Source organism: Moritella dasanensis ArB 0140, from assembly GCF_000276805.1.
Lineage (GTDB): Bacteria > Pseudomonadota > Gammaproteobacteria > Enterobacterales > Moritellaceae > Moritella > Moritella dasanensis.
On sequence record NZ_AKXQ01000027.1, the window covers coordinates 32,421 to 45,417 of the forward strand.

A 12,997-nucleotide genomic window follows, 5' to 3' on the forward strand; every position below is an offset into this window, starting at 1 on the left:
TATTATCATTCCCAACAAATCTGGTACAGACCAGAATCAACCGTTAATAATTTTTGGAGTTACCGAATGAAACAACGTTGGATGATAGGTTCTATCGCAGCCCTAAGCGCTTTATTTACTGCACCAGTATTTGCCGCAGAAGCCGTGGTGGTTTACACCGCCTTTGAAACAGATGTATTAGCGAAATACAAAGTTGCCTTTGAAAAAGAAAACCCAGATATCGATATCAAATGGGTACGCGACTCAACGGGCATCATGACGGCAAAATTATTAGCCGAAAAAAATAACCCGCGTGCAGAAGTAGTTTGGGGCCTAGCCGGTTCATCAATGGCATTACTTAAAAACGCTGGCATCCTAAAACCTTACTCACCAAAAGGTGTCGAGAATCTGCGTACTAGCATGATCGACCCTGAAGAAAACAAAGCATGGTATGGCAATGACGCTTGGTTCAATGCCATTTGCTTTAACGAATACGTAGCTAAACAGCACAACCTACCAAAACCAACATCATGGGATGATCTACTAAAACCAATTTATAAAGGTCACATCGCCATGCCTAACCCGGCATCCTCAGGTACTGGTTATATGCAAGTATCAGCATGGTTACAAACTATGGGTGAAGATAAGGGTTGGAGCTACATGACCAAGTTAAACGAGAATATTGCTCACTATACTCACTCAGGTTCAAAACCTTGCGTGCAAGCAGGCATGGGTGAAGTGGCGATCGGGGTGTCTATGGCATTACGTGGCGCTAAATTAAAAACCCAAGGCGCACCACTTGATGTGATCTTGCCAGACGGCGGTATCGGTTGGGAATCAGAAGCAGTAGGGCTGGTAAAACCATCAGCAGCAGCCAAGCGTGTTATTGATTGGTCAATCTCAAAACAAGCCAACGAATTATATAACGAATCATATGCGCTTGTTGGTCATAAAGACGTAAGCAAAGCCGTGACGAACTATCCAAATGTTCAAGACGCGATGGTCGCAATGGACTTTGGTAAAATGGCCGATGACCGTAAAGCAGTATTACATACCTGGTCAGAAAAGTTTGATTCAAAATCTGAAGCTAAATAACCGCTAACCACGCAATTTAAGCGCGACACATAACCAAGCTAGGAGTTAGAAATGACGCCTAGCTTAGTCGTTTACAGGCTATTATTAACACATCCAAAAAAACGTAATCTGCTGTGAAATTAATACCTTAAATTACCCATAATAAATGTAAAGCCTGCGTAAAAAGCCCCCCTTGTCATCAAACTGTCACTTACTCTGCCTACCATACTGGTATAGTCCAATTTACTTATGAGTAGTCAGATGAACACGTATCTCAATATCAATAATCTTGTTAAAAAATTCGGCAATTTCACTGCATTAAACGATATATCGTTGCAGATCAATCAAGGCGAATTCATCTGCTTTTTAGGCCCATCTGGCTGTGGTAAAACCACCCTACTTCGGGCCATTGCGGGCCTCGACTTAGCAACGTCAGGGTCTATTTTACAAGACGGTAAAGACACCACATTCTTACCGCCAGAGAAACGTGATTTCGGCATTGTATTTCAATCTTATGCGCTATTCCCCAACTTAACGGTTGCCGAAAATATCAGTGTTGGTTTACACAACCAAGGTAAGTCAGTCGCCGAAGCGGTCGATATCGTTAATCACTGGCTTGGCATTATCGGTTTATCCGATTCGGCACCTAAATATCCAAGCCAATTATCCGGTGGCCAGCAACAACGTGTGGCACTGGCAAGAGCATTAGCGTTATCACCCGGATTATTATTACTCGATGAACCGCTTTCAGCACTCGATGCACAAGTACGTTCTCACTTAAGAGAAGAAATCCGCACCCTACAACGTAAGCTCGGTATCACCACTATCATGGTAACCCACGATCAAGAAGAAGCCTTAGCAATGGCTGACCGTATTGTGGTCATGAATCACGGCGTGATTGAACAAGTCGGTACCCCACAAGAAATTTACGATAAACCAGCATCGCGTTTTGTTGCCGAATTTGTGGGTAACATGAATTTCATTGCCAGTTCAGTGGTCAGCGATGAGCACATTCGTATTGCCGAAACCCTACTGCCAAAACCTAAAGAGTCCTTAAAGCGTGGTGACCTGTTTGATTTGGCCGTACGCCCTGAAGACATCCAATTTAGTGAAGACAAACAAGACTTACCCGTGCAAATAAAAGCGATGGAATTCCAAGGGACTTATGTGCGCACCGATTGTCAGTTAATCGGGGAAATGAATGCCCCGATGATTAAAATCGATGTGCCAATTCGTGAAGTAAGATCGCTCGGGCTGAATAATGGTGAGTTTCGCCGCATTCGTTATAGCAATGAATTCAGCCACATTTTCCCACGTAAATTAAATCAATCAGCAACAACCAATACATCTGCGGTAGAGGTATAACATGGACACAAGCATCAATAGAAAGCTGGCGACGCCAAACTATCTACAACGATTAAGTCTGTCATTTAGTCGAGATAGCGCGTTGCTGGGCGGTATCTTAATTATTTTAACCGTGCTGATGGGCTTTTTCATTCTTGCGCCTATGTTGACGATGTTTGCCAAAAGTGTCCAAGATCTAAATGGTAACTTCATTGGCTTAAGCAATTTTACGGCATATTTCCAATCCAGTGCCATGCTGCACTCGATTGCCAATACCGTTACCGTGGGTTTAATCACAACAGCGATTGTCGGCGTACTCTCTTTCAGTTATGCCTATGCGTTAACCCGTAGTTGCATGCCTTTTAAAACCTTATTTCAAATTGTCGGTTCAGCGCCAATCTTAGCACCGTCATTACTGCCTGCGATCAGCTTGATTTACTTGTTTGGTAATCAAGGTATTGCCAAAGAGTTACTGGGCGGCGCATCTATTTATGGGGTTATCGGTATTACCATCGGCATGGCGTTTTGGACTTTCCCCCATGCATTGATGATCTTAACCACGGCGTTACGCACTTCCGATGCACGTTTATATGAAGCCGCAACCGTATTAAAAACCCACCCAATTAAAACATTTTTCATGGTGACCTTACCGGCAGCAAAGTATGGCGTAATCAGCACCTTGATCTTAGTGTTTACCTTGGTGGTTTGTGACTTTGGTGTACCAAAAGTGATCGGCGGTAGTTATAATGTATTAGCTACGGATATTTTCAAACAAGTAGTAGGTCAACAAAATTTTGCCATGGGCGCGGTAACCAGTGTTCTGCTGTTATTACCTGCGGTATTAGCGTTTATGATTGACCGCCATGTACAACGCAAACAACAAAATTTATTTGATTCACGTTCTGTTGCTTACACCCCTAAACCACATAAAGTACGTGATGGTATTTGCTTGTTATTCTGTAGCACAATTGCGCTGGCAATCCTGGCTGTTATTGGCATGGCAATCTACGCGTCATTCGTGACATTTTGGCCATGGAACTTAAGCTTAAGTTTCAACAATTATAATTTTAGTGAAGTCAGTACTTATGGTTGGACCCCTTACTTTAACTCATTAACATTAGCGAGCTGGGTAGCGGTATTCGGTACAGTGATCATCTTTATTGGTGCTTATGTTATCGAAAAAGGCCGTGGCTTTGGTCCTATCCGTCAGCTACTACAGATGATAACTATCATTCCAATGGCCGTACCAGGTATCGTATTAGGCCTGGGTTATATCTTCTTTTTCAACGATGTCAATAATCCACTTAATGGCCTATATGCAACCATGATATTACTGGTGATTAATACCGTGGTGCATTATTACACCGTCGGTCACATGACTGCATTAACGGCGCTAAAACAATTACCCGCAGAGATTGAAGCGATTTCAGCCTCCATTAAAATGCCACAGTACAAATCATTCTTTGTTATCACCCTACCGATTTGTGCACCTGCTATCATGGATATTGCGGCCTATTTATTTATTAATGCATTAACCACCACTTCCGCCGTGGTATTTTTATATGCGACCGATACAATTCCAGCCTCGGTGTCGGTATTAAACATGGATGATGCCGGACAAACAGGTTCTGCAGCCGCGATGGCTGTGATGATCTTAGTCACCGCAGCACTGGCGAAAGTGATCCACTTAATTGCCGCGTCATTTATTAATAAAAGAACCCAAGCTTGGCGTCAAAAATAATTACTTAATACGTCAAATTAAGCATCTATCTGCTACTGTGTAAAACAATAACCCAGTAGCAGATTAATCTCCTAGTATCAGAGGCTGTTGTGCAATACCTAAAAATAAAACAAGAAATTTTACTGCAGATAGAATCCGGTTCATTATTTTCATCAGGACAAAAGTTCACGCCAGGACAGAAGTTAGCATCAGAGCGTAAACTAGCAGAGGATTTCAATACCACCCGCGTGACCCTGCGTGAGGCATTATCGTTATTAGAATCAGAAGGGCGGATTTACCGTGAAGACCGTCGCGGCTGGTTTATTTCCCCAACACCATTACGCTATGATCCGACCAATACCACCAATTTTCATAATTTAGCCCTCAGCCAACAACGTACACCAAAAACAGAATTAATCAGTGCTACGATAGTGCCGGCCGATAAGCATATTGCCGAGTTATTACAGATAGCACCGCAGACAGCCGTGATCCGTATTCACCGCCTGCGTTATTTAGATGAACGCCCTGTGGTATTAGTGACTAATTATGTGTTACCTGAACGGCTGCCTAATTTACTCAGTCACGATCTGTCGGCGTCATTAACCGATATCTATCAACAACACTACGGCACCCTTTATCAACAAACTCATTATCGTATTCGTTCTTCGTCATTAGTGGCTAATACCGCAGCGCCATTACGTGCCACGTCAGGCTGCGCCGCTATGTATATAGAACGGGTTAATTATGATCAACATGGTAAATTATTGGATTGCGATCAGGAGTACTGGCGTCATGATGCAGTAACGATTGAAGCGCAAGCAACTCGCCAACAATAAACATCCATAATGGTTCACTGTAAGCGCCAAAAATCACCAGAAGTAAACGTCGATAATAACCTGTCGGCTTTTTTATCGCATATAGTTATCGCATATATAAGCACCAAAATTATCACTTTAACGCATTAAATAGACTGTACTTTGTCATGTATTAGAAATAATGTAACATATCAAAAAAGGCTGACTAATATAGTCTAGAATACCCTATGCAGGTATACGCATATTTAACATTCAAAATGATAGGAATTTGTCCATGGAATATCTCGAACAATTACTCGTACAAGCGCCAGAGCTTGCTACCATTTACGGTACCAAAATACTGATGGCATTAGTGATCTTTATCGTTGGTAAATACCTTGCCAATGTGATGAAAAAAATAACCTCAGGCTTATTAATAAAACGTAATATTGATAAAACCGTTGCGTCTTTTATTGGTAACATGGCTTGGAGTGTGGTGTTTGCATTCACGGTTATTGCAACGCTAAGTCAGTTCGGTGTGCAAACTGCATCACTGGTCGCTGTTATTGGTGCTGCTGGTTTAGCCGTAGGTCTTGCGCTACAAGGTTCATTATCGAATTTTGCCGCTGGTGTATTAATCGTTATCTTCCGCCCTTGTCGTATCGGTGATTATATCGAAGCCGCTGGTGTATCTGGTACAGTTGATGAAATTACTATTTTCTCAACACGTTTAATCACACCTGATAATAAAGTGATTATTGCGCCAAATGCAGCAATCATGGATGGCACAATTACGAACTACTCGGCACTGGGTAAACGTCGTTTAGACCTTGTGGTTGGCGTATCGTATGACGCGGACATTAAGCAAACGAAAGCGATCTTAATCGAGGTGATCAAGAACAACGAATTTACCCTAGAAGATCCTGATTACACAGTCGGCATTCTAGAATTAGCCGATTCATCAGTTAATTTCGCAGTGCGCCCTTGGGTGAAAACAGCCGATTACTGGGGCGCTTACTTTAGCATGCAAGAAGAGCTAAAATTAGCGCTTGATGCTGCCGGTATTGCCATCCCTTACCCACAATTAGATTTGCATGTACAAGGGAACCCAACGCCACCTGCAAGCTAATCGTTAGCGATTGATAATAGTGAGTGAACGATAATAAAATGGGCGCCTGAGAGGCGCCCATTTTTGTTACTGTTGATTTTTTACTTCTGTTAACCTTGGTTTTTACAGCCCTCTGTAATCAAAGGTCGCGACGTTCAAACAAGGGACCTTCTTTAAAGCTATAACCGCTAATATGACTATGCGGTAAACTACCCATTGCTTTACCAAACTGGCGTTTATCTAAATTAATCAGATTCATATGATCGCCCGATTCCATAAATAGCTGGTCTTGTTCGAACAACATATCGTCCACCAACATATCCATACCATAGATCTGTCCTAATGATGGGATTGCCCCGGGCTCACAATCTTGAAACAGTGTTGCCAGTTCATGCTCAGCCAATAAATAATATTGCTTACCCGTTTGCCGATTAATTTCACCAATTAATACATGCTTGTTTGCGGGTACAACGGCCATTAAATAATCGCCACCAATATCACGTAAAATCACCGCTTTGGCGACTTGTGAACTCGGGACGTGTGCAGACAGGGCAGAATTAAACGAGCTTGCGGTGTGACGATGTTTAACTAAACTAAAGTCGATGTTGTGACTCGCTAAAAACTGGCCAACTTTGGTTGCCATACTCATTTTAGCCTCCATAAAATACTTTTTCTACAAGTAAAGTATGGAAGCTAAATCGTGACAACGCGAGCTAATCAGCTAATTATTTAGGCGAGATATTAACTCGCGCTAAGTCTATATTTACGCTGTTTGTAAGTCAGCAAGATAATCGCTAATACAGCATAACCAAATCCTTGGATTAACAACTGGGTTTGAAAATGATGGACCATCTCAAAATCAGCGCCCATTTGATTTAACTGCAACAGACCTTGGATAGCCGCAGTACTTGGGAATAATTGCGATATCGCCACCAGCCAATTTGGGATCTCACTCACCGGCCAAATAAAACCACTGCTAAACAAGACGGGCATAGAGCTAAACAGAATCACCTGTGTGGCAGTTTCCGCCTGGTTATACAACTGCCCTAGTGCAACACCAAGACAGACAACCGCCAGTAAGAATGGCACTAATAGTTTAAGAATATCCAACGCCGCAGCGAGTCTATTCACCCCATAAATATCCAATGCAAAACCGAAATAATACAAACTAAACACCAAATACAGGCTTAAAAATACCAGACAACGTGCCAGTAACAATAATGTCGGCGAGGCCGTTAACCAATAACCCTGTTCTTGGGCGCGTGAGCGTTCATTTTGACTGCCAGATAAAATACCGCTGACGATTAATAGCGTTTGCTGCAAGATCAAAATAAATACCGCCGGCACCACATAATCCAAATAACCGTTTGCCTGATTAAACACAGGCTGTAGGTTTAACGAGGTCGGTTGCCATTGCGCTTTAGCCAGCAAGATATTCTCTTCATCCACCGTTAACCTCGCGACTTTAATCTGTGCAGACAAGGTGCCACCCGCTTTCAGAATGCCCGATGCAATGGTCGAGTAAGCCATGAAATAGCTGGCATCACCACCGAGTGATAACGTCACCGCTTTTTCCATCAATAAATCACGACGGAAATGTTGAGGAATAATCAAAAAACCTTTAATTTTCCCTTGCTCAATTAACGCCTCGGCATCACGAACTGAATCAACCTGCCCAGCAATATGGGTATCAGGGGTCGCATTAACCATGCGGATCAACTCACGGCTGACCGAACTGCGATCATAATCAATCACCACAATTTCAACATCTCTTGATACCTGCTGAGAATACGGCAGAGGATACAAGAGCGAGTACATGATAATGCCGCCAAACATGGTTAATAGAATACTACGGTCGGCAAAAATGCTTTTAATTTCGAGCACCACCAATACTAAGAATTTATTCATCGTCATGCCCCGCTAAGATCACCTTATTATCTGCTAACAACGTACTATCGCGATGACGCTTAATTCGATATATCGCCACCACAAAGGTTAAGGTAAATAACCCTAACGATATTAACTGCGGCAACAAAGCCATAAAGCCCTGACCGTAATTCACCTGACCAATCTGTAACTGCATATAATGGGTGATCGGCAATAGTGCGCGCCATATCAGCGCTAACTGCGGCATACTTTCAGCAGGGAAAGTCACCCCGATAAAGGCAAATGCAGGTGCCGAATACGCCGCCCCCATGCTAATCGCTTGCGTCAGATTCATGGTCAAAGTAAAGATCAATAGAGCGATAGCCTGCCCCGCTAATACGGCCACGATCAGAATTAACAATAAGTAACCCCAGTTGCCATGCATTGGCATACTCAAATAACCGTAAAAGAAACTTAAAAACAACAAACCATGTACCACGGATAACAAGGTATAGGGTAATAACTTGCCTATCACCGCACTCACGACGGCACCATCAGCACGTTGAAACCAATTCGCTTGGGTATTATTTTTATATTCCGACCCAAATGCGAGTAACACCGAAACCAACACAAAGATTTGCCATAATGCCGGAACGGCAGCCGTCACCAAAAATGGCACATAATTGGTCGAGACATTATAAAGCGGATTAACCTGGGTCGAAATTGGGGCTATCGTACCTTTGATTAACGCCAGATTACCACCACTCGCCAGGGTTTTGACTGCATCAATTTTGGCGTTGAAAGTGGCAAATGTTTTCGCCATATTAGACGATACCAGCTTACCAATAAGCACATATTGGGCATTGTAAAAAGTACTGACTTCCGGTGTCATTGCGAGATAGATTTTTTTTTCAAAGTCACGCGGTATTTGCACCACCGCATACACTTCACCGCGTTGCATCAAGGCTTTACCCTCGGCCAGGTTGGTCACTTGGTGGGTCACGGCAAGTGAAGGATTCGCATCAATATAACGCACCAAGTTACGTGATATTCGACTGTGGTCTTGATCAACCACCGCGACCGCAAGATCACGCGGAATACCTTGTGAAAAAATAGCGTATATCAGCAACATGCAAGCTAACGGCAACCAAGTCACCAGTGATAATTGCCATTTCGATGCCAATATCAAGCTATTCTCACGCTGCCAAACCGCTTTGATCTGAGTAATGAATGAACGCATCATCAAACCAACTTACTGCGCAGTGGCTGACGGGGCCAGCTCAACGAGTACGCTCATACCCACGCGCAGATCGGCAATCGGTTGAACCGGTCTTGCTTCAATCTCAAAAGTGCGTAAATCAAAACCTTTAGCGTTATCGGTCGAACGCCAAGTCGCGTAATCACCCATCACCGCAATATGCGTCACTTCATACTGGAACGTCGCATCACCAATCGCAGGGATACGTGCAGTTAATAGCGTGCCTTTTGTCAATCTTGGTAATAAATCTTCGCGGATATTAAATACCGCCCAACTATCGTTAATATCGACAATACTCACCACAGGGAAACCAGTCGGCGCTAACTCACCTTCTTTCAATAAGATTTGTACTACCTCACCATCACGCAGAGCATATTGTTTAGTATCTTTGGTATATGACTCTACTTCAGTAACAACACCTTGTGCCATACGCTCTTGCTCTATAGCCGCTTGTTTGGTTTCTTTACGTGCGCCTTCTCTCGCCATTTGGTAACCTTGATAAGCCGCATTTTGGGTATATTTCGACGCTTGCCATTTGGTATATACTTCATCGCGCTTTTGCTCTGGCAATACACCGTCATTATAAAGATTATCCACGCGCTGATAGGTTTTTTCCATCAACTGCGCTGCGGCTTGAGCTTTTTTCCACTGATCTTTCGCGGCGATAATTTGCTGCTCACGGGCACCAGTTTCAGCTTGTTCGCGCATGGCAGTCGCTGCTGAACGACCGGCTTTTGCTTGCACCAGCTTGGCATCGAGTTCAGGACTCGCTAACGAGAAAATTAATTGCCCTTGGCTCACTCGCTCACCTTTCTTCACATCCACTGACGCAATACGTCCAGGGATCTTAGAAGAAACATTATATTGCTCGGCTTCAATCTGACCTTGTAACAAGATAGCTTTAGGCTCATACGCCTTGTTAAATTCAAATACTAACCAGCCGATAATAGCTAGCACGACTACCGCAATGATGCCTGTCTTAACTTTACTCATTTATTTAACCTCGATACCATTGATTTGTAGATAGTCCATGAAGCGATCAACCTCGCCACTCACAGATAATAATTGCGCCAGCGATTTAACATAGTTATAGCTTGCAGACAGACGTTGAACCCGAATACTGGTGGCATATAATTGTGAATCAGCCACTTCCAATGAAGTGGATAAACCTTGGCTAAAGGCCTTTTGGCGCAGTACCACGGTCTCTTCTGACAAGGCTTGGCTTGATGCCAATGAATTATATTCTTCTAATGCCTGACTCATTTCGGCATAGGTTTTTTCGACTAGAATCGATAAGTCTTGCTGCATTTGCAGCTGTAATAAATTGACCTGACGTACCGAACTTTTTGCGGCCACGACTTCTTGTGACGTGCCAGAGCGCTCTATAATAGGAATTCGCACACCCACACCTACCATCCATTCAGGTAATAACTCACCAGTCACTGAATCATCGGAATATAAATTATAATTACCGTATAACATCACTTCTGGTAAATGCTTAGCCGACGCCATATCCACCATGCCTTTAGCTTGTTCGCGCTTGGCATTTAAGATGGCAATGCCGGGATGATCGGTTAAGGTTTTGCTTAAATACGGCGTTACCGAGGTGACACTGTTATTTACAAACAGTGGCGTAGTCGGCAGTACAGACTCTTGCTGCTTGAGCATTTTGGTTAACGCTAATTTAGCGATCTCATAATCACGTAATGATTTCTGCGCTTCAATTTGCGCTTTGTCTAACGATACCTGCGCCATCAAACGTTCTACTTTTGCAATCTGACCCTGCTGCTCAAACTTCACCGCATGATTTAAGTGATCGGCTAACGCGTCCACCGCATCCAGACGCACTTGATAGACTTGCTCTGCTAATACCACACCAAAATAATATTGTACTAATTGAGTAAAGGTAGCGCGGGTGGCTAAATTATAATTACTTTGCGCTTCGTCTACTTGCGCTTGACGAATATCTTGCGCAGCAGTAATGCGGCCACCCGTGTACACAGGTAAGACTGCATTCAATGACGAATGGGCAAAGTTTTGATTGGTTAACGGTAGATTCGGTAATGCAAAAGGTAGCGGAATAGGTAATGCAGCACCCACTCCTGACGTATCAATTTCGACAGGTTTATCAAAATGGGTATACGAGCCAGTAATATCAACATTGGGTAAATACAGCGACTTGGCTGCATCCTGTAAGGCTTCCGAATATTTTACTTCTTCTTTCTTTGCCAGCAGCGCATCATTTTTCTGTGCAACTTGATACCAAGCTTCAGAAAAATCGATAGCAGCAGCTTGCACATTACAACTCAATGCAATGGCAGTCATTACGCCATAAAAGACTGTTTTCATACTTGATTCCTAAGATCACGCCGTTGTCGAATAGTGCATCCCTATTAATATAGCAACGAACTAAGCTATTAATATAAAATAATTAAACTATTAATATCAGATGATTAAACAGCGGTGGGTAATACATTCAAAAACTGTACACACCGTCATGTTTATATCCTAGCAACCAACAATAGAGTTTATACTCTAAAAATAGCGCAGTAAACATGGCAATGCATAACCAAAAACAAATGATAACGCATAAATTTGTCGAGCACTACGCCAGTATGAGACTAATTTAAATAACAGCTTAATAACAAACGCTCGACTGTAGGCCTTCACAGGATGTGGTTAACGCAATAAAAAATATAAATTTGCATTTAATTACCATTAACCGATGGTGTCTTATAGCTTAGATGCGTACAATTACGCCCACGAAATAACTGAGAGAAAATAGATGTCTTGGATCCAATTAAAAATTAATGCTAGCGAAGAAACAGCTGAGAAGATAGGTAATATGCTATCTGGTGCAGGCGCAAGTGCAGTCACATTTATGGACTCACAAGATTCGCCAATCTTTGAGCCATTGCCAGGTGAAACTCTACTTTGGGGTGATACTGATGTCACTGGTTTATTTGAGGCTGATAAAGACATGCAGCCAATCTTAGCGTTTTTAGCAAAAACCAAGGTATTAGGTCCAGATTTCCGCTACAAATTAGAAATACTCGAAGACAAAGACTGGGAACGCGAATGGATGGAAAACTTCCACCCGATGCAATTTGGCGAACGTCTGTGGATCTGCCCAAGCTGGCGTCCAGTACCGGATGAAAGTGCGGTTAACGTGATGCTTGATCCAGGTTTAGCATTTGGTACCGGTACCCACCAAACAACAGCATTATGCCTTAAATGGTTAGATGGCCAAGACCTTACAGGCAAAACAGTTGTCGATTTCGGTTGTGGTTCAGGCATCTTAGCTATCGCAGCACTTAAATTAGGCGCAAAGCGCGTCATTGGTGTTGATATCGACCCACAAGCAATCCTAGCAAGTCGTGATAACGCTGAACGTAATGGCGTTGCCGATAAAATCGAATTGTACTTACCTGCTGATCAACCTGAAGGCATCAAAGCCGATGTAGTCGTTGCAAATATCCTTGCAGCACCGCTACGTGAGTTATCAGGGCTTATCGTTAGCTTCTTAAAGCCAGGTGGTAAAATCGCCTTGTCAGGCATCTTGGATCACCAAGCAGCAGAATTGAACGAAATTTATCGTCAACACTGCATCATGGATGAACCAACACTGTCTGATGAATGGGCGCGATTAAACGGCCAAATCAAATAATATTACCCATACTGTTTACTCTACATAAGCAAATGCAAAAATTAGGCTTGTGTAGATTAAATGAACAGTAAACACGTAAAAAACGTGCTAACGGTAATTAATCAGGCTAAAATACACGCTATCTCAATTTCTCATTTAACTTCAATGAAAATTGAAGAATAAGCACTTTAGCTCGATTATCTGTTGT

At 42.9% G+C, this 12,997-nt stretch carries 11 protein-coding genes; 6 read left to right on the forward strand and 5 right to left on the reverse strand.

Going from position 1 to position 12,997, the window contains the following annotated elements; all coding sequences use genetic code 11:
* Positions 1 to 66: 66 nt before the first annotated feature.
* From A923_RS0118390 to A923_RS0118410, 5 genes are all read left to right on the forward strand, one after another.
* Complete coding sequence (locus A923_RS0118390) at positions 67 to 1,074, forward strand: putative 2-aminoethylphosphonate ABC transporter substrate-binding protein (RefSeq protein WP_017223164.1); 1,008 nt, start codon at positions 67 to 69, stop codon at positions 1,072 to 1,074.
* Positions 1,075 to 1,314: 240 nt separating this feature from the next.
* Positions 1,315 to 2,418, forward strand: a complete 1,104-nt coding sequence (locus A923_RS0118395) for a putative 2-aminoethylphosphonate ABC transporter ATP-binding protein (protein WP_017223165.1) — start codon at positions 1,315 to 1,317, stop codon at positions 2,416 to 2,418.
* A gap of 1 nt (position 2,419) precedes the next feature.
* Positions 2,420 to 4,138 (forward strand): putative 2-aminoethylphosphonate ABC transporter permease subunit, encoded by a 1,719-nt coding sequence (locus tag A923_RS0118400; protein WP_017223166.1) that lies wholly within the window; start codon positions 2,420 to 2,422, stop codon positions 4,136 to 4,138.
* An 89-nt stretch (positions 4,139 to 4,227) separates the two neighbouring features.
* Complete coding sequence (phnR, locus tag A923_RS0118405) at positions 4,228 to 4,953, forward strand: phosphonate utilization transcriptional regulator PhnR (protein ID WP_017223167.1); 726 nt, start codon at positions 4,228 to 4,230, stop codon at positions 4,951 to 4,953.
* Positions 4,954 to 5,206: 253 nt separating this feature from the next.
* Positions 5,207 to 6,040, forward strand: a complete 834-nt coding sequence (locus A923_RS0118410) for a mechanosensitive ion channel family protein (protein ID WP_017223168.1) — start codon at positions 5,207 to 5,209, stop codon at positions 6,038 to 6,040.
* A gap of 118 nt (positions 6,041 to 6,158) precedes the next feature.
* Here the strand turns inward: A923_RS0118410 and A923_RS0118415 are convergent, their stop codons facing one another.
* The 5 genes from A923_RS0118415 to A923_RS0118435 form a co-directional block, all read right to left on the reverse strand.
* A complete protein-coding gene (locus A923_RS0118415; protein ID WP_017223169.1) occupies positions 6,159 to 6,668 on the reverse strand; it encodes an aminoacyl-tRNA deacylase in 510 nt (169 codons plus the stop codon).
* Positions 6,669 to 6,760: 92 nt separating this feature from the next.
* Positions 6,761 to 7,927, reverse strand: a complete 1,167-nt coding sequence (locus tag A923_RS0118420; protein WP_026006343.1) for an ABC transporter permease — start codon at positions 7,925 to 7,927, stop codon at positions 6,761 to 6,763.
* The gene (locus tag A923_RS0118425) at positions 7,920 to 9,128 is read right to left on the reverse strand and encodes an ABC transporter permease (RefSeq protein WP_157532876.1); all 1,209 of its coding nucleotides are present in this window, start codon (positions 9,126 to 9,128) and stop codon (positions 7,920 to 7,922) included. The genes A923_RS0118420 and A923_RS0118425 overlap by 8 nt, the downstream gene beginning before the upstream one ends.
* A 9-nt stretch (positions 9,129 to 9,137) precedes the next feature.
* Positions 9,138 to 10,136, reverse strand: a complete 999-nt coding sequence (locus A923_RS0118430) for an HlyD family secretion protein (RefSeq protein WP_017223172.1) — start codon at positions 10,134 to 10,136, stop codon at positions 9,138 to 9,140.
* The gene (locus A923_RS0118435; RefSeq protein WP_017223173.1) at positions 10,137 to 11,492 is read right to left on the reverse strand and encodes a TolC family protein; all 1,356 of its coding nucleotides are present in this window, start codon (positions 11,490 to 11,492) and stop codon (positions 10,137 to 10,139) included.
* A gap of 436 nt (positions 11,493 to 11,928) precedes the next feature.
* On the opposite strand from A923_RS0118435, the gene prmA reads away from it, so the two are divergent.
* Positions 11,929 to 12,810: a 50S ribosomal protein L11 methyltransferase gene (gene prmA / locus A923_RS0118440; RefSeq protein ID WP_017223174.1), complete on the forward strand. Its 882-nt coding sequence runs from the start codon at positions 11,929 to 11,931 to the stop codon at positions 12,808 to 12,810.
* Positions 12,811 to 12,997: the final 187 nt, after the last annotated feature.